The organism is Polynucleobacter yangtzensis (assembly GCF_027924165.1).
Taxonomy (GTDB): domain Bacteria; phylum Pseudomonadota; class Gammaproteobacteria; order Burkholderiales; family Burkholderiaceae; genus Polynucleobacter; species Polynucleobacter yangtzensis.
In genome coordinates, this window is record NZ_AP026973.1 from 286,737 (window position 1) to 306,977 (window position 20,241).

General features: G+C 43.5%; 23 protein-coding genes. 17 read left to right on the forward strand and 6 right to left on the reverse strand.

What is annotated here, in order from left to right:
* Positions 1 to 27 precede the first annotated feature (27 nt).
* The 3 genes from lpxK to QMF28_RS01575 are packed head-to-tail and all read right to left on the reverse strand — an operon-like array spanning position 28 to position 2,259.
* On the reverse strand, positions 28 to 1,119 hold the full coding sequence (gene lpxK / locus QMF28_RS01565) for a tetraacyldisaccharide 4'-kinase (protein ID WP_281742853.1): 1,092 nt from the start codon (positions 1,117 to 1,119) through the stop codon (positions 28 to 30).
* Between the two features lie 25 nt (positions 1,120 to 1,144).
* On the reverse strand, positions 1,145 to 1,621 hold the full coding sequence (locus QMF28_RS01570) for an ExbD/TolR family protein (protein WP_281742854.1): 477 nt from the start codon (positions 1,619 to 1,621) through the stop codon (positions 1,145 to 1,147).
* Positions 1,618 to 2,259 (reverse strand): MotA/TolQ/ExbB proton channel family protein, encoded by a 642-nt coding sequence (locus QMF28_RS01575; protein ID WP_281742856.1) that lies wholly within the window; start codon positions 2,257 to 2,259, stop codon positions 1,618 to 1,620. Before QMF28_RS01575 ends, QMF28_RS01570 begins: the two co-directional genes overlap by 4 nt.
* Positions 2,260 to 2,573: 314 nt before the next feature.
* Between QMF28_RS01575 and xseA the strand changes: the two genes are divergently transcribed.
* Together xseA and QMF28_RS01585 are read left to right on the forward strand one after the other, a co-directional pair.
* The gene (gene xseA / locus QMF28_RS01580) at positions 2,574 to 3,794 is read left to right on the forward strand and encodes an exodeoxyribonuclease VII large subunit (protein ID WP_281742857.1); all 1,221 of its coding nucleotides are present in this window, start codon (positions 2,574 to 2,576) and stop codon (positions 3,792 to 3,794) included.
* Positions 3,795 to 3,862: 68 nt separating this feature from the next.
* Positions 3,863 to 4,039 (forward strand): hypothetical protein, encoded by a 177-nt coding sequence (locus QMF28_RS01585; protein ID WP_281742858.1) that lies wholly within the window; start codon positions 3,863 to 3,865, stop codon positions 4,037 to 4,039.
* Positions 4,040 to 4,051: 12 nt separating this feature from the next.
* Here the strand turns inward: QMF28_RS01585 and murB are convergent, their stop codons facing one another.
* Positions 4,052 to 5,089, reverse strand: a complete 1,038-nt coding sequence (gene murB / locus QMF28_RS01590; protein WP_281742859.1) for a UDP-N-acetylmuramate dehydrogenase — start codon at positions 5,087 to 5,089, stop codon at positions 4,052 to 4,054.
* A 119-nt stretch (positions 5,090 to 5,208) separates the two neighbouring features.
* Between murB and QMF28_RS01595 the strand changes: the two genes are divergently transcribed.
* From QMF28_RS01595 to QMF28_RS01630, 8 genes are all read left to right on the forward strand, one after another.
* Positions 5,209 to 5,694 (forward strand): YajQ family cyclic di-GMP-binding protein, encoded by a 486-nt coding sequence (locus tag QMF28_RS01595; RefSeq protein ID WP_281742860.1) that lies wholly within the window; start codon positions 5,209 to 5,211, stop codon positions 5,692 to 5,694.
* The gene (xerD, locus tag QMF28_RS01600) at positions 5,687 to 6,610 is read left to right on the forward strand and encodes a site-specific tyrosine recombinase XerD (protein ID WP_281742862.1); all 924 of its coding nucleotides are present in this window, start codon (positions 5,687 to 5,689) and stop codon (positions 6,608 to 6,610) included. Before QMF28_RS01595 ends, xerD begins: the two co-directional genes overlap by 8 nt.
* A 64-nt stretch (positions 6,611 to 6,674) precedes the next feature.
* Complete coding sequence (gene plsY / locus QMF28_RS01605; protein WP_281742863.1) at positions 6,675 to 7,307, forward strand: glycerol-3-phosphate 1-O-acyltransferase PlsY; 633 nt, start codon at positions 6,675 to 6,677, stop codon at positions 7,305 to 7,307.
* 28 nt (positions 7,308 to 7,335) lie between these two features.
* On the forward strand, positions 7,336 to 7,707 hold the full coding sequence (locus tag QMF28_RS01610) for an MAPEG family protein (RefSeq protein ID WP_281742864.1): 372 nt from the start codon (positions 7,336 to 7,338) through the stop codon (positions 7,705 to 7,707).
* Positions 7,708 to 7,793: 86 nt separating this feature from the next.
* Positions 7,794 to 8,573, forward strand: coding sequence for a GTP cyclohydrolase I (gene folE, locus QMF28_RS01615; protein WP_281742865.1), 780 nt, complete (start codon positions 7,794 to 7,796; stop codon positions 8,571 to 8,573).
* 4 nt (positions 8,574 to 8,577) lie between these two features.
* The gene (locus QMF28_RS01620) at positions 8,578 to 9,516 is read left to right on the forward strand and encodes a hypothetical protein (protein WP_281742867.1); all 939 of its coding nucleotides are present in this window, start codon (positions 8,578 to 8,580) and stop codon (positions 9,514 to 9,516) included.
* Between the two features lie 2 nt (positions 9,517 to 9,518).
* Positions 9,519 to 9,740: a hypothetical protein gene (locus tag QMF28_RS01625; RefSeq protein WP_281742868.1), complete on the forward strand. Its 222-nt coding sequence runs from the start codon at positions 9,519 to 9,521 to the stop codon at positions 9,738 to 9,740.
* 242 nt (positions 9,741 to 9,982) lie between these two features.
* On the forward strand, positions 9,983 to 10,291 hold the full coding sequence (locus QMF28_RS01630) for a high-potential iron-sulfur protein (protein ID WP_281742870.1): 309 nt from the start codon (positions 9,983 to 9,985) through the stop codon (positions 10,289 to 10,291).
* Between the two features lie 78 nt (positions 10,292 to 10,369).
* Here the strand turns inward: QMF28_RS01630 and QMF28_RS01635 are convergent, their stop codons facing one another.
* Positions 10,370 to 11,851: a flippase gene (locus QMF28_RS01635; protein ID WP_281742871.1), complete on the reverse strand. Its 1,482-nt coding sequence runs from the start codon at positions 11,849 to 11,851 to the stop codon at positions 10,370 to 10,372.
* Positions 11,852 to 12,047: 196 nt separating this feature from the next.
* Between QMF28_RS01635 and QMF28_RS01640 the strand changes: the two genes are divergently transcribed.
* A complete protein-coding gene (locus tag QMF28_RS01640; RefSeq protein ID WP_281742872.1) occupies positions 12,048 to 12,590 on the forward strand; it encodes an HPP family protein in 543 nt (180 codons plus the stop codon).
* Positions 12,591 to 12,720: 130 nt separating this feature from the next.
* Positions 12,721 to 13,626 (forward strand): glycosyltransferase family 2 protein, encoded by a 906-nt coding sequence (locus tag QMF28_RS01645; protein WP_281742874.1) that lies wholly within the window; start codon positions 12,721 to 12,723, stop codon positions 13,624 to 13,626.
* 37 nt (positions 13,627 to 13,663) lie between these two features.
* On the opposite strand, the gene QMF28_RS01650 is transcribed toward QMF28_RS01645, so the two are convergent.
* Entirely contained in the window at positions 13,664 to 13,810 is a 147-nt protein-coding gene (locus QMF28_RS01650; RefSeq protein ID WP_281742875.1) for a hypothetical protein, read from the reverse strand.
* Positions 13,811 to 13,945: 135 nt separating this feature from the next.
* Between QMF28_RS01650 and galE the strand changes: the two genes are divergently transcribed.
* The 5 genes from galE to fcl all read left to right on the forward strand — a co-directional run bounded on the left by galE (position 13,946) and on the right by fcl (position 20,135).
* Positions 13,946 to 14,950: a UDP-glucose 4-epimerase GalE gene (gene galE, locus QMF28_RS01655; protein WP_281742876.1), complete on the forward strand. Its 1,005-nt coding sequence runs from the start codon at positions 13,946 to 13,948 to the stop codon at positions 14,948 to 14,950.
* Positions 14,951 to 14,969: 19 nt separating this feature from the next.
* Complete coding sequence (locus QMF28_RS01660; protein ID WP_281742878.1) at positions 14,970 to 16,301, forward strand: undecaprenyl-phosphate glucose phosphotransferase; 1,332 nt, start codon at positions 14,970 to 14,972, stop codon at positions 16,299 to 16,301.
* A gap of 197 nt (positions 16,302 to 16,498) precedes the next feature.
* Positions 16,499 to 17,977: a mannose-1-phosphate guanylyltransferase/mannose-6-phosphate isomerase gene (locus QMF28_RS01665; RefSeq protein ID WP_281742880.1), complete on the forward strand. Its 1,479-nt coding sequence runs from the start codon at positions 16,499 to 16,501 to the stop codon at positions 17,975 to 17,977.
* A gap of 35 nt (positions 17,978 to 18,012) precedes the next feature.
* On the forward strand, positions 18,013 to 19,140 hold the full coding sequence (gene gmd, locus QMF28_RS01670; RefSeq protein ID WP_281742882.1) for a GDP-mannose 4,6-dehydratase: 1,128 nt from the start codon (positions 18,013 to 18,015) through the stop codon (positions 19,138 to 19,140).
* A gap of 17 nt (positions 19,141 to 19,157) precedes the next feature.
* A complete protein-coding gene (fcl, locus tag QMF28_RS01675) occupies positions 19,158 to 20,135 on the forward strand; it encodes a GDP-L-fucose synthase (protein ID WP_281742883.1) in 978 nt (325 codons plus the stop codon).
* The last annotated feature ends 106 nt before the right edge of the window (positions 20,136 to 20,241 follow it).

Below are 20,241 nucleotides of genomic sequence, written 5' to 3' on the forward strand. Positions count from 1 at the left end.
GACAGTGTAGTGCTATGTCCGTCAAAACTACAAGGTATAGCGATAAGGGTCGGGCCTTTGCAGAATCGATTGCAGCCATTCTGCGAGGCTGTCAGGCAAGGTGAGTGACATTGGCACTACCCAAATTCGCTCATCTGTAATGCCTGAGCATTTCACAGCATCTTTTTCGGTAATCAGAATGCACTGCGCATTGATACCATTAAAAAACTCACTGGTATAGCTAGCATGATCAGGTAGTGGAATTGTTTTGCCGGCAATCCCTTGTTTTAAGAGGTCGTCAAAAAAACGTTGTGGATTACCAAGGGCAGCAACAGATGTAATCTTGTTCGGCAGGAAAGCATCCGCAATCTCAGCGAAGGTCTGTTTATTACTTGGGTTGATTAGTTGGTATGGCTTACCGAGGTTGCCTACTAATGAGAAAGCACGGCGACCTAAAAAGTATTCATCATGGGCACCACTTCTATTGGAGCTATCTTTTTGTGGAGATGTAAACAAAGTCGCATCCCGCTCTCGAGTAGCAGGTTCGCGTAAGGGACCAGCAGGCAATAGAAAGCGATTTCCTTCGCCACGCCCATCACGCACTACAAATTCGATATCGCGACCACCTTCACGGGCAGGCCAGCGGGCTAAACCGGTGTGTTGCAAGCCATCGTCGCTAATGATGACGTTGACATTAGGATCTTGTTTCAGCAGCGCACGAATGCTGCGTTGGCGTTTTGAGAAAACCCAGATCGGAAATTGGTCATGTGTGCGTTTGGCAATCAACACTGGCTCATCGCCAACTAAAGCTGGATCGGAATTGCTACTTACTTGGAGGGGGGCGCTTTGCGATGAAGCACCGTAGCCTCTGCTGATAATTCCGGGCCTCCAACCAAGTTGACTTAAGCGTTCTGCAAGCGCAATCACGATCGGAGTTTTACCTGTACCACCAACACGAATATTGCCCACAATAATCACAGGCACTGGCGCCGGACGATGTTTAATGAGACCAGTCTCTTGTACCAATTTTCGTAAACGCAAGACTGCGCCATACAACCAGGATAGTGGCCAGAGTATTAAGCTAGTCGGCCCACGTCTTTCCCAAAATTTAGGCGCTTTACGGAAAAAAGAAAATGACATGAGTGGTAGTTTCTTTATTTGAAAATTATTTCTTAGCTTGGTTATTAAATTGGCTACTAAATACAATATTGGATAGATTGGCATCGCGAGCCGCTTCTAGAGCGCTCATCACGGCTTGATGGGGCGCTTTAGCATCGGCATCAATATTGACTTGCAGTGAACTGGCGCCTTCCTTTTGATTGCCTTGTCCGCTGAGTTGATTGAGTACAGCGCTCAACTGTGAGCGATCTGTAACTTTGCCATTAATTGCAAATCGACCATCGCGACTCACGGCAATATGAATTTGCTTCATCTCTGCTTGACTCTCGCTACCATTTGCGGTGGGCAGTGTGATGGCTAACTCCTGAAAGCGCGTGAAGGTGGTGGAGATCATTAAAAAGATCAGCACCACTAAGAGCACATCGATAAAAGGAATGAGATTAATTTCCGGTTCAATAGGTACAGAAGTTGGCCCGAGCGAAAATGGTTTTCGTCCCTGTGAGTGCGTTTCAAGCCAACTCATTTTGCCGAGTCAGTTGGGTAAAGTTTTTTAAAGATTTGACGCGTAAATTCTTCGCACTCGCGCTGGCGTTGATTGGCTATTGCACGCAAGCCACGCCACGCTGCTAGTGCAGGAATGGCAATAAGCAAGCCAAATGCGGTGTTGTACAGCGCTACAGAAATTCCATGTGCTAATTGTTGCGGGCTGCCAGCAGAGCCATTAATAGCGCCTTGACTACCGAAGATTTCAATCATGCCCACGACTGTGCCAAACAAACCGAGTAGCGGTGCAATGGTGGCAATCGTTGCCAGAGCACCCAAATAGCGATCAAACTTTTGCCAAGTTGCTTGGGCGCTTGCTTGTAATTCTTCAAGCGCTGCTTCAGGGCTATTTCCATTTAACTTTTCTTTAAGAGCGCAGGCTAAAAGTGGGCTGGCAGGGGAAATGTTCGCCAAGTCCATCACTTGTGGCTCAGAAACGGCTGATTTGTCCTTAACCATCTGATTTGTCAGGGAAAAGACGCTTTCTAGGCAATTTTTAGGAAAAATATGGATTTTTCGCAAATACCAGCTGCGTTCCAAGACAATAGCAAGACCAATAATGGAGATGATTAATAGGGGCCAAATAGGCCAACCTGCGGATAGTAAGATGGAGTACATAAGCTCAGTACTTTAGCTGAATTAAAAAGCCCTTTTGGGAAAGCTAGCCTGTGGATAACTCTGTGCAAAACTTTTCTTGTATTTTCCTGTAAGTCCTTGATTGATGGTGGAATGCCGCAGAAATGGGGTACGAGGGCATATAGGAGTGTGAATAATTCATTATATAAATCAATGGGTTAGTATGTTGTTGTTGGATTTATGAGACGTTTTGGGTCAGTAATTACTTACTTATGAGTGTTCGACCAAGAGTGAATAAGCTTCTGTGGATAGTTATTGCCTTCTAAGGCTTGTGGCAGTGTGAACAAAGAGAAAAAATGTCGGAAATATCAAGAGAAATCCTTACTGTTGGCGATCTAAACCGCGCTATTGCAGCCTCCTTGGAGGATCGCTTTGACACGGTTTGGGTTAGCGGGGAGATTTCCAATTTCAAGGCTTACGACAGCGGGCATTGGTACTTCTCATTAAAGGATGAAGAAGGTCAAATTCGCTGCGTTATGTTCCGTGGTCGTAATGGCCAGGTTGGTTTCATGCCGCAATCAGGTGATTTGGTTGAAGTAAGCGCCAGCTTAGGCATGTATGTGCCCCGCGGCGATATCCAGCTCACCATTCAGACATTGCGTCGTGCAGGTATGGGCGGCTTATATGAAGCTTTCCTAAAGCTCAAAGCTAAATTAGCAAAAGAAGGTTTGTTCGACGAAGATCGTAAACGCGAAATCCCAACGCATCCACGTGCTATTGGCATTGTTACTTCGCCACAGGCAGCTGCATTAAAAGATGTGTTGAGTACATTAGCAAGGCGCGCACCACACATCCCTATTGTGATTTATCCGACATTGGTTCAGGGGCCAGATGCACCAGCCGGAATTATTGCTGCACTCAAAGCAGCCGAAAAAGAAAATGCAGTCGACGTTATTTTGATGGTGCGTGGTGGTGGCAGCATTGAAGATCTCTGGGCATTTAATGATGAGCATTTGGCATACGCAATTGCAGATTCTTCTATTCCGGTGGTCAGTGGTGTTGGTCATGAGACAGATTTCACGATTGCTGATTTTGTTGCTGACTTGCGTGCACCGACGCCTACTGGGGCAGCAGAACTTGCTGCGCCACGAAGAGATCAAATGCTGCAAGAGCTCGATGCCATCATGCAAGCGCTTTTGCAGCGCGTTAACCAACGTATTGAGCGTGAAGCACAAACCTTGGATCAATTAGCCCTCCGCCTAAGCCATGCCTTGCCTAATCCAGTTCGTATGCGTGAGCAAATTGCTAGCTGGCAACAGCGCCTTAATCAGGCTTGGTCTGTGCGAATGGAGAATTGGAAGCGCAATCAAACTCACTATCAGTCCCAGTTAGAAATGCTTAATCCGCAAAGAACGCTTGAGAGGGGATATGCGGTCATTCTCAATAAAGAGCATGATCAATTGCAGGCAGTGCGCAACACTAAAGAGTTGATGCTTGAAAAGACATATCAGGTGCGTTTGGCAGAGGGTGAAGCAGAAATACAATTTTCAAAAGTAACCCAGGGCGATAACGCATAAGGTAACAAAAACTCATATTTGCCTCAGTGTTTGCTCTCTAGTGATAATCAGCTTCATACTTGCCACCAATGCGATTAACTTCGGTGAATGCGGATATGGCCGGAAATATTTGGGCGGCAAACAATTGGAAGCCATCTGGTTTAAATGACTTGCTCTTAAATCCCGGTGGTGATGGCATGGTCATTTTTGTTGGTGTTGCTGCACCTACTAAAGCGCCAAGCTTAGGGCCAGTGCAATCACCATAAATCTAAATGGCATTACAAAATATTGGGCTCTATCTGCAGAGTGACACCAAATTTGTCATGCACTTTATCTTGGATGCATTTGGCTAGGCCTAAGATATCTTGGGCTGTGCCGCCCCCATGATTTACTAGAACTAATGCTTGGTTTTCATAAACACCAACCGCTCCCATGCGTTGACCTTTAAAACCACATTGATCAATTAACCATCCTGCTGCGAGTTTTCGTTTGCCTGGTATGTCTGGATAGGAGGCTAGATCAGCATAAGTTCTGAGTAGCGTCTCGTACTGTTCATTGGGAATGATCGGGTTCTGAAAGAAACTTCCTGCATTACCAATGACTTTAGGGTCTGGCAATTTATGAGTACGAATTTTACAAACCGCTAAAAAGATATCTTCTGGACTTGGATTGGCATCAGTAGAAAACTGCTTAGCAAGATCGGCGTAATGAATGCGAGCCTGCCATACTTTTGGCATTTTAAAAACGACCTTTGTCACAATAAAGCGTCCGGCATTTTGCTTAAAGTAGCTATCGCGATAAGCAAAGCGGCAGGCATCTTTCTGGAGTGTGACAAAGGCATGGTCTTTTACATCAAAGGCTTCGATGTGATCAATGTATTCACCGATCTCAACTCCATACGCGCCGATATTTTGAATGGGGGCTGCACCTACTGTTCCTGGTATGAGCGCAAGATTTTCAAAGCCAGGCAAATCGTTCTCTAAGGTCCAGGTAACCAGATCGTGCCAAATGACTCCGCCTCCAACTGATAAATAAGCAGCCTCTTGATCGGTTTTAATAATTTCCTGTCCCAGAATATTCATAAGGAGGGTGGCGCCAGCTAAGGTGTTAGGCAAAATTACATTGCTACCACCGCCTAGTACCCGCCAAGACATTTTTTGCTTTGCAATCTTAGACATCACTTCTGGAATTTGCTCGGCTGCGGTAATTTCATAGGCGAGCTCCGCTACAGCGTCTAAGCCAAAGGTATTGTGGTCCTTGAGTCCAAGATTTGGGGTCAATTTTGCAGGGTTGGGCGCATTTTGAGCACGAGTCATGCCACAATCTTATTCGTAAACGAATCTAGGGCGAAGATTTTGTGTTTCCGTTAAAAAATGGTCGCAATTTCCCCTTGTAATTCGTATTAATAGAATTCAAGCTTAATTAAGGAGTAGAAATGCCTTCATTTGACGTAGTGTGCGAGCCAGACATGATTGAGCTCAAAAATGCCATCGAACAATCCAATAAAGAAATTACCAATCGTTTTGACTTTAAGGGTTCCGATAGTCGCGTTGAACAAAAAGATGAAGCCTTAATTCTATTTGGCGATGATGACTTTAAATTGGGTCAAGTGCGTGATGTATTAATTAGCAAAATGGCTAAACGTAATGTGGATGTACGTTATCTCAAAGATGATAAAACTGAAACTATTGGTGGCGACAAGCGTAAGCAAACTATGAAGATTCAAAAAGGGATTACTTCAGAGCTGGCTAAAAAAGTCGTGCGCATTATTAAAGACAGCAAGATCAAAGTGCAGGCAAGTATTCAGGGTGATGCAGTGCGAGTCACTGGCGGTAAGCGCGATGATCTGCAAGAAACAATGGCCCTCCTTAAAAAAGAAGTTACTGAAGCGCCATTAGGCTTTAATAATTTCCGTGACTAATGTTGCACCAGCAATAGCCCCAGCAAGCCAAGAGGCCATTGAGCGCTTCTGCGACGCTTGCTGGTTGGAAGATGGCCTAGCTCAAAACAGCTTGGCTGCATACCGTAGAGATTTATTGCTATTGGCTCAATGGCTTTATAAAGATTCTGGTGGTGACTTATACGGTGTTACAGAAAAAGATCTCACTGCTTATATTGCTTATCGCAGAGCTGATAAAGCAACTACGGCAAATCGCCGCTTAACGGTATTCAAGCGCTTTTATCGTCATGCCTTACGGATGAATTTAGTGAAGAGCGATCCATGCATGGGCTTACGAGCAGCAAAGCAAGCACTGCGTTTTCCTAAGACCTTGAGTGAAGATCAAGTTACCGCATTACTTAATGCGCCAGATATTGAAACGCCTTTAGGTTTGCGTGACCGCACCATGTTGGAATTAATGTACGCCAGTGGTTTGCGTGTCTCGGAAATCGTCTCCTTAAAAACTGTCGCCTTAGGTTTGAACGAAGGTGTAGTCAGAGTGGTGAATGGTAAAGGCGGAAAAGAGCGCTTAGTACCTTTTGGGGGTGAAGCAGGGCAGTGGTTAAGAAAGTACTTGGCCGAAGCGCGCACTCCTTTGTTGGAAGGCAAAACTACAGATGCTGTCTTTGTGGGTCGCCATACAGGCACTGGCTTAACAAGGCAGGCATTTTGGGCCCTCATTAAGCGCTACGCCACAGTAGCCAATATTCCTGTTGCGCTTTCACCGCACACACTACGCCATGCTTTTGCTACCCACCTGCTCAACCATGGGGCTGATTTAAGGGTAGTGCAGCTACTTTTGGGGCATGCGGATATCTCTACGACCCAGATCTATACCCACGTGGCCCGAGAGAGACTCAAATCAATCCATCAGCAACACCACCCACGCGGCTCATAGTTGCCTGATCTCAAACAAAGGGCGCTAGAGCTACTTCCAGCCCATAAGTGTATAAGATAGCGGTATGGAATTGACTCTAGATCTATTACTTATCCCAATTGCCTATTTAATAGGCTCTATTTCTTTTGCGGTGGTGGTGAGCAAGTGCATGCGCTTGCCTGATCCTCACTCATACGGTTCTGGTAATCCAGGCGCAACGAATGTCTTGCGTACAGGAAATAAGTTGGCTGCGGTACTCACATTAATTGGTGATGCGCTCAAAGGATATTTCGCAGTGATGCTCGCACGCGCACTTTTAGGCGATGAGTCTTTAACTTCCACATTAAATTCATGGCTTTTATGTGGTGTGGTGATCGCTGTATTTTTAGGTCACCTCTTTCCGATATTCCATGGCTTTAAAGGTGGCAAGGGCGTTGCAACAGCTTGCGGTATTTTGTTTGGTATTAATTGGATCTTAGGGTTAGCTACATTAAGTACCTGGATCATTGTTGCTATGTTCATGCGCTACTCATCTTTAGCTGCATTAGCTGCTGCAATCTTTGGCCCGATTTATTTTGTTTTCTTGTTTGGCTTTCAGCCAATGGGTATTGCACTCCTAATTATCTGCTTCCTACTCATTTGGCGCCATCGTAGCAATATTCAGAATTTACTGAATGGCAAAGAGAGTCGTATCGGCTCTAAAAAGCAGTCTTCATAATCAAAATCCATCAGGAAAGAATTTCATCATGACCATTGCATACGCTTGCATTCTCTTTATGGGCCTTCTGCCTTATGTAGCAGTAGGCATTGCTAAAAAAGGTTTTGAGGGCTACGACAATGCGATGCCAAGACAATGGCTGGCCAAACAAACGGGTTTTAGGGCGCGCGCCAATGCTGCTCAAGCAAACCTATTTGAGTCTTTGCCATTCTTCTTTGCTGCAGTAATCATTGCCTCTGTTGCACATGCTCCGCAAGACAGAATTGACTTGTTGGCAGTGGGTTTTGTACTTGCGCGTATTGTCTACCTTATTTGCTATATCGCTAACTGGCCAACTACTCGTTCGATTGTTTGGTTGTTTGGAATCATCTGCGTTGTGAGTTTATTTTTCCAGATTTAAATTCATCAATAAAACAAAACACATCAAGCTTTTAATTCATTTATTAACAAACAAGAACAACTTAATTTCGAGACACAAGACTGCTCATGCCAACTAAAAAACCAACGGTAGCAAAAAAAATACCAACAAAAAAGACAACAGTAAAAAAAGTAGCCAGTCCGGCAAAGAAAGCCTCCAAGAAAGATGATGCTGGTTTACCTTTGTCGGTTGTCATTCGTCGCCGTATTGAGGCGCAAAAAGCCCGCTTTCATGCCAATGACAATATTTCTCAGTTCATTCAGCCTGGAGAGCTGGAGGGTTTAGTGGATGAAGTTGCTGAGAAGATGCAAGCAGTTCTAGAAAGCTTGGTGATTGATACTCAAAACGACCACAACACTAAAAACACGAGCCGTCGTGTAGCGAAAATGTATGTCCAGGAAGTCTTCAGTGGCCGTTATGTTGAGCAGCCAACGCTAACGAAGTTCCCGAATGTCAGTCGCCTAAATGAGTTAATGATTATTGGGCCAATCACAGTGCGCAGCGCGTGCTCACATCATTTATGCCCTATCATGGGTCGTATTTGGATCGGTGTATTGCCTAGCAAAGAGTCTGCTCTGATTGGTCTATCTAAATACTCACGTTTAACTGAGTGGGTCATGGGTAGACCGCAGATTCAGGAAGAGGCTGTAGTGGAATTAGCCGATATGCTGGAAAGAAAGATTAAGCCGATTGGCGTCGCAGTAGTCATGGATGCCGATCACTTTTGCATGCAGTGGCGTGGAGTAAAGGATCGTGATTCAAAAATGATCAATAGCGTGATGCGTGGAGCTTTCTTAAAAGACTCTAATTTACGTCGTGAGTTTTTGGCACTAATTGATCGAAAATAGGGCGATGAAAAAAGTTCTCATCCTTGCAGTATTGTTTGCTGTCGGTTGTACGTCTGGGCCAATGAGACAGAGTTACCAAACAAAGATGACTGAAGAAGTAGAGTCACCATTTTTTTACATTCCACCACTGAACCAAAAAGATTACGAAACTCGTACATGGATTTTATTGGCCGAATCGAAATCCAAGGTTTGGTACTACGACCCATACACACTCATCCAGAATGAGGATGACATTCTCACTTTTGATGCTTTCTTTTCTCCCAGAGAAATTAATAAGTTTACGCCTTTCAACTCAACCATGGTTGGCCCTTATCGTCAGAAAATAGATTGCTTTAGCAATCATCAATGGTCTGAAACTTTGTATACCAAAAATATGGTTGCTAAAGCACCTTTAGTCGGCGAAACCAAGCCCGTTAACGGCTCTGGCTGGGTGAAGATTGCCCCAAGAACAGCAATGGCCTATGTGCGAACTCGCCTTTGTGGTAGAAAGTTTATTGACAATCAAAATGTTAATTACTTTCTATATCAAGATGGTGCATTACCCGCACCAATTGCCCAGAAGGCACCAGTAGAGGTGTTTGATGAAAAGCAAAATAAGCAGCTTCTCATCGCCAAGCAAGAGGCAGTCCTTGATCCCGTCAATACAAAACCGCCTACTTTCTATGATGTTATCAATAACGAAATTACTATTATTGATAACAAAAAAAATATTCGCCAAATGAGCTTAAGTTCATATACATTGGGTAGGGATTTGATCAAACAAGAGGATTATATTTTTACGGCTTATTGTCAGGAAAATTCATACTCATTGGTTGCCCAAGGTCAGAGTTCAAAATCTAATTCCTCTATTGGTGCCAGAGAATCAATGCCTGCAGTTGCATTCAATCGGGCATGCGGCAATCATGGCGCTTATATGAAGTTGTTAAATAAGAGCGGGAAGTAATTATGCATAAACTAAGCCCACTTTTTAAAGCCCTTAGCATTCTCTTATTTATTTCTATTGCTGGATGTGTCAGTCTGCCAACTGAGAATCAAGATCCCTCCAAAAACAACAAGGCCACCTACAACAAAGATTTGAAAGAATGCAAAGAGGATTACCCAGAGGCAGGCTCTGGCGTTCATCTTCGCCAGTGGATGGGTTGCATGAATCTCAAGGGCTGGAAGTAGCCACTCATTCAAAATCCAGCTGTTTTGTTTTCATCGACTCGTTCTTTGCTTGAGCCAAGCTTTCAATTGCAGTGTTTAATTCTTGAGAACAATTCTCATCTATATATCCATATAAATCATTGACTTACGGAGTATGTGGAAACATTAAATCATCTCGACTATGATCAATTCTAGTTTTTAAACGGGCGCGTTGTTAATAGATGCGCTTACACATTTATTACTGATTTATTTTTGGAGAATCCATGAAAAATAGTCGTCGCCAATTTATGATTTTGTCTGCTGCTGGTGCCTGTACATTGGCATTGAACGGTAAAGTTCAAGCTCAAGCAATGGTTGCTGAAACTGATCCACAAGCTGCTGCATTGGGTTACAAAGCGGATGCCTCTAAAGTAGATAAAGCAAAATATCCTAAGTACGCTGCTGGTCAAAAATGTGACAACTGCGCACTTTATCAAGGTAAGGCCGGATCTCCAGCTGGTGGTTGCTCATTGTTTGCTGGTAAGCAAGTAGCAGGCCCAGGCTGGTGCTCTGCATACGCCAAGAAGGCTTAATGATTTTTTAGTTAATCATGTATTTATGTAAGGCCACCTATGGGTGGCCTTATTTATTTATAAATGGTTTTTAGCAGCTTAGGTAGACCTCTTCGATCTCAATGCTTGCATGATCTTTTCCAGCATCCCATCAGCTTTAAGCACCTTTATCAATATCAAAAGATACATAGTGAGGATCAAAAAAGCTTCGATGAGCCTGATTTGAAGTGATGCGTTAAAGACGGACGGAATGAGAAGGCCTACAGACAGTAAAAGCGTCCACAAAGGGAGGTGAAGGACCTTGAAATTATCGGGATTGATCTTTTTGGTGAATACCAATAACCCAATTAGGTCAATACTGACTCTAATACACCAAGCGACCGCCGCCCCTGCAATACCCCACCAATATAAGCAGGCATAAAGAAGACCCAGATAAGGTAGAACTTCGGCAAGATGAAGTTTGGCAGTCCAATCGGAGCGCCCCGAACCTTGGACTTTTGCAAAGACAATTTGGGCGGTACTGTTAATTAAGACGCCAATCGTTAGCCAGCACACTACTAGCCTGGCTTGTTCTGCAAATTCAGGTGTGAGCCAAAGGCTAAGCCAGTCAGTTGCAAAAAAGACTAGCAATACTGAGGCGGGAAATAGTAACAACAGCGTATATAAAAAACCTTGCTTCAGTAAATGGGCTGTGTGAATCGGATCCTTTTGCCATGTCTTAGAAAATAAAGGGAAGAGTACTCCAGCAATAGATCCAGGGATTATGAAAAGCTTAAAAATCACCTCAGTAGGCCCAACGTAATAACTTGTTGCGACTACACCCAAAATACTGGCAATCATGAAGCGATCCATATACTCCATGAGGGGGCTGATGATATTGCTAATAGTCATCCAGCCGCTAAATTGAAGTAGTGATTTAAGTTGTTCTAAGTTAAATAATTTTGTTTTGAAAATAAGAATTTTTGAGTGATACACGGCGTATAAATAAAGCAACCATGTAATCAAGCGGGTGATGATGAGTGAGATCACGGCGCTGGTCAGTGTTGGCGATACAAGGGATGCCAGGTAAGGCGCTAAAAAAGTTCCTACCCCCAAGACGGTTCTAATAAGGCTAGTGGATTTAAATAGATGAAGGGCATCGAGCACGGCGCGTAGCCCTGCCGTATGAACTACTAGTGGAATAGATAGTGCAAGCAACCCAAATGCTTGCAGGCTGTCAGCTTGCAGCGCATCTGAAATCTTGAGGAAGTGATTCAATATAAGTGGTGAGCAAAGCCACAGCACTAAACCACCAAGAATGCCCAAAAGCCACATTGAAATAAACCCAGTACGAATGAGTTGGGCAATCTCTTGCGGAGATTTATCTTTCGACATGTAGTCGGAAACTTTTTGGGTGAGGGCGCGAGATAGCCCCAAATCAAATAGGCTGAAGTAGCCAATAAAGGCCCAAGCTAAGGTCAGTAGACCAAATTGCTCCAAGCCGTAGGCTGCAATAATTTTGGGAAATAAAATTAAACCAGCGAGCAGAGGTGATACGTTAGAAGATAAGCTCCAAGCAATATTCTTTTTAACTGAGCTCATTCAGGGGTAAGCCTTCATTTCTTTATGTTGGGGTCCGGGCAACTTCTATGTGATTCTAGTCTTTTACTAGCTGCACCTGTCTTGCCAATGTATTGACCTTTTAATCATTGGGGACCCTATCAATGGATAATCTTCTAAATAAAGCAAAATTGAGAAAACCATTAAACGGGCTTAGAGGAAAAGGCAGGCGGCAATCATGAGGTATTTCTTCAAATCTTTACTTAAGCATTACGCCTTCTATTTGGGTGGAGACCAGCCAACTGTTGCCTGGGTGGAGCGCTGGCGCTCAGTTTTTGGGGCTTTTATAGGACTCTTGTTAGTGTTCACTACCGCTAAGTTCCTTGGTGAGCTTGGTGGTATAGGTGAATGGCTAATGGCTTCTTTGGGCGCGAGCGCTTTATTGGTATTTGTTTTGCCACAGAGCCCTATGGCTCAGCCTTGGGCTGTGATTGCTGGGAATACTCTATCTGCATTGGTTGGCATTTTGTGTTTTCAACTGCTGGGGGATGCGCTCATTACCTTGCCTTTGGCGGTGGCTCTCTCTATTTTGGGCATGTTCATATTGCGTTGCTTGCACCCGCCAGCTGCCGCCGTGGCGCTCATCGCTGTTTTGGGGCACGTAGGACATTACCGCTATGCTTTTTTCCCGGTGATGGTCGATTCGATTTTATTAATCCTGGTCGGCGCCATATATAGCAACTTAACAGGCAAGTCTTACCCTAATAAACCTCTCAGATAGTGGGTCTGGTGCAAAATCCACCATCTGGCCAAGTTAAAGATAATGCTTTTTGTGCGAATATCCTTTTAAATACTAGAATTATTAGTACTATTATGTAGTATCAATTTTTTTCATAAGCTCAATACCCATTTTGAATTCTCCCAAGATCATCGCTGTTGTTGTCACCTATCACCCTCAATGGAGTGACTTGTGTGCTCTATTGAAATTGACATTACCGCAGGTCGATCAAATTATCATTATTGATAATGGCTCGAGTAAGAAGGCCATTAAGGAGATTTCCGAGTTTTCAAAAAAGCACTCAATTGAGTTGCATTGTTTAGGCCAAAACTATGGGATTGCCGCAGCGCAAAACAAAGGCATGGTTTTGGCCAAGTCATATGGGGCGCAGTATGCCGTGCTATTTGATCAAGACAGCCTTCCAGCACCTGATTTGGTTAGTAAGTTACTAGAGGCTAGCGTCAGTAAAGAAGCCTCTGGTATCAAAGTAGCGGCTGTTGGACCATTCTATGAGGACCCGCGCCGCTTAGTACCTTCTCGTCCATTTGTTAGCCTTCATGGCTTGCGTTTAGTGCTGCAGAATAATCAGGGCCCTGAAGAAATTATTCCAGTGAGCTATCTTATTGCGTCAGCATCATTGATTTCTATTAAAGCTTTTGATGCAGTGGGACCAATGCAAGAGGAGCTGTTTATTGATTATGTTGATATTGACTGGGGCTTAAGAGCTCGTCAATTAGGCTTTCAATCTTTTGGGGTTCGAGATGCTTTGTTAGAACATAATCTTGGCGAAAAAATCCGCTTTATCTTTGGTAGAAGCTTTTGCTTTCATAGCCCGCTTCGTCACTACTATCAGTTTCGTAATGGCCTATGGCTTTATCGTCAACCCTATCTCTCCGCCAGTGAGAAGATAGGCGGCTATGGACGTCTATTGAAACGCTTTATAGCATGTGCCTTATTTTTTAAACCACGTAAGAAGAATCTCAGGATGATGTTTGAGGGATTGGTGCATGGGTTCAGTGGACGACTTGGCAAGCATTAAAAATAGCAAATACTTGCCAAGGCATTAACCCAGTGATTTATTTGATCTTGCTTGCTGCAATCGAAACAATGCAATCCTTAATGGCGTAGTTTTGATACTTTCCTGCATTTTCTTTGCGCACGGACTTGCCGCATTCGGTCACGGAATTACGTAAATTGATCTTAGGTATATTGTTTGTAGTCATTTTGCCTCCTTCTGGTTTATGTCTTAGCGGCCTTAAATGCAGCCGAGAACCATTTTAATGAATTTGCCAACAATTTGCGTCTGACGGCGTGCTCTGGAATCCTAAAAAGCCTCTATACATGGGTAAAATGTGCCCATGACTATTCTTATTACTGGCGGCCTGGGTTTTATAGCAAGCCATGCGGCTGCAAGCTTGCTTGAAAGTAATCAAGAGTTGGTGCTTTTGGATAACCTTTGCAATAGTCAAGAAAGCGTCCATCAGAAGCTTGAAAAACTCACTGATCGGAAATTCCCTTTTTACCGGGGCGATGTCCGCGATAAAAAATTACTCCGAAAGATTTTTTCAGATCATTCAATTACTGCAGTCATGCATTTTGCGGGCCTTAAATCCGTGGCTGAGTCTGTTAAAGACCCATTACTTTATTTTGATAATAATGTGGGCGGTACGATTACCTTATTGGAAGTAATGCAAGAGCTGGGTGTGTATCAATTTATTTTTAGCTCTAGCGCTACGGTCTATGGTGTGCCCGAGTACTTACCGTATGATGAATCACACCCTACTAAGCCTATTAACCCCTATGGGCAAAGCAAGTTACAGGTAGAAGCAATTCTCAAAGATTTAGCTGCATCCGACAGTCGTTGGGCAATTGCATGCTTGAGATACTTTAATCCTGTAGGCGCGCATCCAAGCCACTTGATTGGCGAGTTGCCTAATGATCAGCCCAATAATTTGATGCCTTTTATGATGCAAGTTGCAGCTAAGCAAAGACCTTTTTTAACGGTATTTGGCAATGATTATGAAACGGCTGATGGCACGGGAGAGCGTGACTATATACATGTGATGGATTTGGCCGAGGGCCATGAAAAAGCCTTGGCTTTAATTCAGAAAACCCCAGGGATGCATATTATTAATTTAGGTACAGGCAAGCCTCATAGCGTTCTAGAGTTAGTGCGCACCTTTGAAAAAGTTACCGGAGAGTCAATCCCTATGCAGATTGGCAAACGCCGCGATGGTGATTTGCCGGTTTATTACGCTAGTGCCGACAAGGCTAAAGACGTTTTGCAATGGCAGGCGACTCGAACTTTGGCTGATATGTGCCTCTCTTCTTGGCAATTTCAGTTGCAGCATTTATCTTCCTAGGTTTCTTAAATTCAAAAGCATGGCATTTCCTAAATTTTTACCTTCCACAATCGCTCGTATGGTCGATCTGTTGGTATTTGTAATTTGTGGGTTTCTCGCTTTTTATTCCTATGACGCGTACCAAGATGCGCATCTCGATATTGGGCGCTATGCACTGCTCATATTCTTAGGCGCATTAACTTTTATCTTTTTAAGTAACCGCCTGTATCGCTCATGGAGGAGCGAGGGATTTTTTAAGCTCATTCAGTCTATCGGCACAGTGATTGCTAAGACATGGATTTTGATTATCTTTGGCCTGTTCTTCACCAAGACAAATGATTACTATTCGCGCACTTGGATTGTGGCTTGGGCAATTTATGCTTTCTTTGGCTTGCTGATTGCACGCTACTTGATGTATGTGGTTCTGGGTAGATTGCGCATTCTTGGGATGAATCAAAAGCACGTAGCCATTATTGGATCAAGCGGTACGGCTAAAGAGTTGCAAGAGCGCATTGCCCGCTCACCCTGGTCAGGCTTCAAGGTGGGAAGATTTTTAACCAATCCTAAGCAAGAAGACCTAGATGATTTGGCCAAAGAATCTTTTGATGAGATTTGGCTGGCCCTAGCAATGGATGAACAGCATCAGATTGGCGTATTGATGGAAGGACTTAAAAATAGCACCGCCAATGTGCGCTTAGTTCCCGATTGGTTCTCCTATCGCTTAATTAATCACGGGGTCTCTGAAGTATTGGGCGTAGAAATGGTTGATTTATATGGCACCCCAATGACTGGTTCCAATCTCTTGGTTAAAACAATTGAAGACATTGGGCTGTCGCTCTTCATTGTGATTTTGTTGTCCCCGGTGTATTTAGTGCTGGCGATCATGGTTAAGGTCAGTTCGCCAGGCCCCATTTTTTATCGACAGCCTAGGGTGGGTTGGAATGGTGAGATTTTTGAGATTCTTAAATTTAGGACCATGCCTGTTAATACTGAGAAAGAGGGCATTGTTTGGGGTAATTCTGCACAAAAGGCAATTAGCCCAATCGGTCGCTGGATGCGTAAAACCAGCTTAGATGAGCTACCTCAGTTTTTCAATGTCCTAAAAGGGCAGATGTCTATCGTCGGACCAAGACCTGAGCGCCCCGAGTTTGTGGAAAAGTTTAAAAACGAGATACCTGGTTATATGAAAAAGCATCTCGTTAAGGCTGGTATTACAGGCTGGGCTCAAATCCATGGGTGGAGGGGCGATACGGACCTGCAAACCCGCATTGAGTATGACCTGTTTTATATCGATAACTGGTCATTAATGCTGGACCTAAAGATCATTTTCTATACCCCTTGGCGTGGTTTAGTGAATAAAAATGCCTATTAAGCTCATTAATTGAGTGTTACATAAACCCAAGAAGTGTTACGTAGTTTTACACCCTCTATTTTGATGATGGCGGCGTAGTCTCAGGCTAAAATACCTTTAATTATTAAAGCTTTAGCTTACCGATCGAATTTAAGTTTGCACTAGACATGAGATTAGTCAAGGCATGCAAAACTTAAACGCTTAATGGGGTTATCTGCATGGCATATGTTGTACCGGTCATTTTGTGTGGAGGGTCAGGCACTCGTCTATGGCCTTTATCTCGCTCGGGATTTCCTAAGCAGTTTTTAGTACTATCTGGGGATAGCTCCTCGCAAAGTCTTTTTCAGCAGGCGATTGAGCGCATTCGTTCTGTTGGTGCTGCTGATATTGCCCTTGGCAAAACTTTGGTTGTCACGAACGAAGATCATCGTTTTTTAGTATTGGATCAACTTCGAGATCTCAAGTCTATCGATGCCACTTTATTGCTCGAACCAGTTGGCCGCAACACGGCACCTGCCTTAACCGTGGCTGCGTTTTGTGCGGCTCAAAACTCCAACGAGCAAGATCCAATTTTAGTAATTACGCCTGCAGATCAAACTATTCAGAATCAAGGTGCATTTTCAAAAGCATTACAAGATTGCATTCAAGCAGTGCAGAGTAACCCACAAACGATTGCTATTTTAGGTATTAAACCTACAGCGCCTGAAACTGGCTATGGCTATATTCAGCGTTCAGGCACAAAAGATAAAAACAATGCTTATGTAGTAGATCGCTTTGTTGAAAAGCCCGATAGCAATACTGCTAAAACTTATTTAGCGAGTGGAAATTACCTTTGGAATAGCGGCATGTTTGTGCTCAGGGCCAGCACTTGGCTATCGGCCCTAAAAGAATATCACTCTGATATATTATTAGCCTCAGAAAAAGCATGGCAAGCAAAGACTGAAGATGGTTCTGGTGGTATCGGATTTATCCGCCCTGGCAAGCCAGAGTTTGAGGCTATCCCTAGCGAATCGATTGACTATGCAGTCATTGAAAAATGTCCAGGCAGCCAATCATTTCCAATCAAGATGGTCGAGCTCGATGCCGGCTGGAATGATCTTGGAGCATGGGATGCTGTATGGCAAGTAGGTCAACGGGATCAAGATGGCAACATCACTTCTGGCGATACTTTAATCACTAATACTAAGAATTCTTTAGTGCACTCAAGTAGTCGCTTAGTCAGTGCGGTCGGCGTTGAAAATTTAGTGATTGTGGAGACTGCTGATGCGGTCTTAATTGCCAATCGCAATAATAGCCAAGACGTAAAAAATATTGTCAGTCAACTAGAAGTCCAGGGGCGCGAAGAAAAGAATTTACATCGCAAGGTCGCTAGGCCTTGGGGTTGGTATGACAGTGTTGATGAGGGTGAGCGCTTTAAGGTCAAACGTATTCAGGTAAAGCCGGGCGCAAGTCTTTCGCTCCAAATGCATCATCACCGAGCAGAACATTGGGTTGTGGTGAAAGGTACCGCAGAAATTACCAATGGCGATCAAGTGATCACGCTCACAGAAAATCAGAGCACTTACATCCCACAAGGACAAGTACATCGCTTAGCAAATCCTGGAAAAGAGCCATTAGAAATTATCGAGGTTCAATCGGGCGTTTATTTGGGCGAAGATGATATTGTTCGTTTTGAAGATAGCTATGGCAGAAGTTAATTTACTGAATAGAAAGAAGACATAGAAGAGTCAATATGAGTAAACAAAAAGTCGCCCTCATTACTGGTATTACCGGTCAGGATGGATCTTATCTGGCAGAATTTTTATTGGAAAAAAACTATATCGTTCACGGCATTAAGCGTCGCGCCTCTTCATTTAATACTGAGCGTATTGACCACATTTATCAAGACCCACATATCAATCATCCTGATTTAATTCTGCATTATGGCGATTTAACTGATACAAGTAATTTAGTGCGTATTATTCAGCAAACTCAGCCTGATGAAATCTATAATCTTGGTGCACAGTCACACGTAGCAGTCTCTTTCGAATCTCCAGAATATACTGCTGATGTTGATGCTATTGGACCTTTGCGTATATTAGAAGCCATCCGTATATTGGGGTTAGAAAAGAAGACCCGTTTTTATCAAGCATCTACTTCTGAATTGTATGGCCTCGTGCAGGAGATTCCGCAAAAGGAGACGACTCCTTTTTACCCAAGAAGTCCGTATGCAGTAGCGAAACTTTATGCTTATTGGATTACTGTGAACTATCGTGAGGCCTACGGTATTTACGCTTGTAATGGTATATTGTTTAACCATGAATCTCAGCGTCGTGGTGAAACCTTTGTAACTCGTAAGATTACCCGTGGACTTGCTAATATTGCCCAAGGTTTGGAGGGATGTTTATTTATGGGCAACATTGATGCATTGCGTGACTGGGGTCATGCAAAAGATTATGTACGCATGCAATGGTTAATGCTGCAGCAAGAAAAACCAGAAGATTTTGTGATTGCAACGGGCATGCAGTTTACCGTTCGGGAATTTATAGTTCGCAGTGCCAAGCAACTCGGAATTACCTTGAAATTTGAAGGATCTGGCGAGAATGAAAAGGCTATAGTCACAGCGATTGAAGGGGATAAGACGCCCGCCTTAACAGTTGGAGACACCATTTTGCGAATTGATCCTCGCTATTATCGCCCTACCGAAGTAGAAACTCTGCTGGGTGACCCAGGCAAAGCTAAGGCAAAGCTGGGATGGGTGCCCGAAATCACACTCGATCAAATGATCTTCGAGATGACGAGCAATGATTTGGACCAAGCAAGACAACATGCTTTACTTAAAAAGCATGGGTATTCAGTGTCTGTTGGCAAAGAAAATTAATTTAACTCCTTAAAAGTATGGATATTGATTTCAACAGCAAGATTTATGTTGCCGGACACCGAGGAATGGTCGGCTCTGCAATCGTTCGAGATTTGCGGGTAAAGGGTTATCAAAATATTATTACCCGTACGCATGCAGAGTTAGATTTAACTAATCAAGCTGCTGCTCAGGCCTTCTTTGAATTAGAGCGACCCGATCAAGTTTATCTAGCCGCTGCAAGGGTTGGCGGTATTCATGCGAACAATACTTTTCCGGCTGAATTCATATATCAAAATTTAATGATGGAAGCCAATGTGATTCATCAAGCTTTTGTAAGCGGAGTAAAAAAACTCCTCTTTTTGGGTTCGAGCTGTATTTATCCAAAATTAGCAGTGCAGCCAATGAGCGAAAATGCTTTGCTAACTGGAAAGCTGGAGCCTACAAATGAGCCGTATGCTATTGCAAAAATAGCGGGCATTAAGTTATGCGAAAGTTATAACCGTCAATATGGTCTGTCTCATGGAATTGACTATCGCTCAGTAATGCCAACCAACTTATATGGTTCTGGCGATAATTACCACATTGAAAACAGTCATGTGATACCGGCCCTAATTAGAAGGTTTCATGATGCTAAAGTGAATCATTTGGCAGAAGTGTCAATATGGGGTACTGGAACCCCAAAACGAGAATTTTTGTACGTTGATGATATGGCTGCAGCCTCAATTTTTGTAATGGATCTGGATAAAATAATTTATGATCAATGCACAGAGCCAATGCAAAGTCATATTAATGTCGGCTTTGGGTCAGATATAACTATTGCACAATTAGCCGCAGCCGTTGCTCAAACTATAGGATTTAAAGGAAAGATCATTTTTGATCTCACTAAGCCCGATGGCGCACCACGTAAGCAGATGGATTCATCCAGATTAAATAGATTGGGATGGGCGCCTAAGGTTGATTTGACAGAAGGTTTGCAGCTAGCCTATGCAGATTTTTTGTCTAACAAGGCGCTATAGACTATCTAGGCGCATGTAAACTAAGTTAGGCTGCTTTCATTGCGCTAAAGAGAAGGCTTTAAAGCTCAGATTTGGCTAAATTGAGCTCATATTTTTGGCAAAATAA

What these genes read in the sequence shown, in the direction of transcription:
- lpxK (WP_281742853.1), bottom strand. Translation starts at nt 1,119, where the DNA reads ATGTCATTTTCTTTTTTCCGTAAAGCGCCTAAATTTTGGGAAAGACGT.
- QMF28_RS01570 (WP_281742854.1), bottom strand. Translation starts at nt 1,621, where the DNA reads ATGAGTTGGCTTGAAACGCACTCACAGGGACGAAAACCATTTTCGCTC.
- QMF28_RS01575 (WP_281742856.1), bottom strand. Translation starts at nt 2,259, where the DNA reads ATGTACTCCATCTTACTATCCGCAGGTTGGCCTATTTGGCCCCTATTA.
- xseA (WP_281742857.1), top strand. Translation starts at nt 2,574, where the DNA reads ATGTCGGAAATATCAAGAGAAATCCTTACTGTTGGCGATCTAAACCGC.
- QMF28_RS01585 (WP_281742858.1), top strand. Translation starts at nt 3,863, where the DNA reads ATGCGATTAACTTCGGTGAATGCGGATATGGCCGGAAATATTTGGGCG.
- murB (WP_281742859.1), bottom strand. Translation starts at nt 5,089, where the DNA reads ATGACTCGTGCTCAAAATGCGCCCAACCCTGCAAAATTGACCCCAAAT.
- QMF28_RS01595 (WP_281742860.1), top strand. Translation starts at nt 5,209, where the DNA reads ATGCCTTCATTTGACGTAGTGTGCGAGCCAGACATGATTGAGCTCAAA.
- plsY (WP_281742863.1), top strand. Translation starts at nt 6,675, where the DNA reads ATGGAATTGACTCTAGATCTATTACTTATCCCAATTGCCTATTTAATA.
- QMF28_RS01610 (WP_281742864.1), top strand. Translation starts at nt 7,336, where the DNA reads ATGACCATTGCATACGCTTGCATTCTCTTTATGGGCCTTCTGCCTTAT.
- folE (WP_281742865.1), top strand. Translation starts at nt 7,794, where the DNA reads ATGCCAACTAAAAAACCAACGGTAGCAAAAAAAATACCAACAAAAAAG.
- QMF28_RS01620 (WP_281742867.1), top strand. Translation starts at nt 8,578, where the DNA reads ATGAAAAAAGTTCTCATCCTTGCAGTATTGTTTGCTGTCGGTTGTACG.
- QMF28_RS01625 (WP_281742868.1), top strand. Translation starts at nt 9,519, where the DNA reads ATGCATAAACTAAGCCCACTTTTTAAAGCCCTTAGCATTCTCTTATTT.
- QMF28_RS01630 (WP_281742870.1), top strand. Translation starts at nt 9,983, where the DNA reads ATGAAAAATAGTCGTCGCCAATTTATGATTTTGTCTGCTGCTGGTGCC.
- QMF28_RS01635 (WP_281742871.1), bottom strand. Translation starts at nt 11,851, where the DNA reads ATGAGCTCAGTTAAAAAGAATATTGCTTGGAGCTTATCTTCTAACGTA.
- QMF28_RS01640 (WP_281742872.1), top strand. Translation starts at nt 12,048, where the DNA reads ATGAGGTATTTCTTCAAATCTTTACTTAAGCATTACGCCTTCTATTTG.
- QMF28_RS01650 (WP_281742875.1), bottom strand. Translation starts at nt 13,810, where the DNA reads ATGACTACAAACAATATACCTAAGATCAATTTACGTAATTCCGTGACC.
- galE (WP_281742876.1), top strand. Translation starts at nt 13,946, where the DNA reads ATGACTATTCTTATTACTGGCGGCCTGGGTTTTATAGCAAGCCATGCG.
- QMF28_RS01660 (WP_281742878.1), top strand. Translation starts at nt 14,970, where the DNA reads ATGGCATTTCCTAAATTTTTACCTTCCACAATCGCTCGTATGGTCGAT.
- QMF28_RS01665 (WP_281742880.1), top strand. Translation starts at nt 16,499, where the DNA reads ATGGCATATGTTGTACCGGTCATTTTGTGTGGAGGGTCAGGCACTCGT.
- gmd (WP_281742882.1), top strand. Translation starts at nt 18,013, where the DNA reads ATGAGTAAACAAAAAGTCGCCCTCATTACTGGTATTACCGGTCAGGAT.
- fcl (WP_281742883.1), top strand. Translation starts at nt 19,158, where the DNA reads ATGGATATTGATTTCAACAGCAAGATTTATGTTGCCGGACACCGAGGA.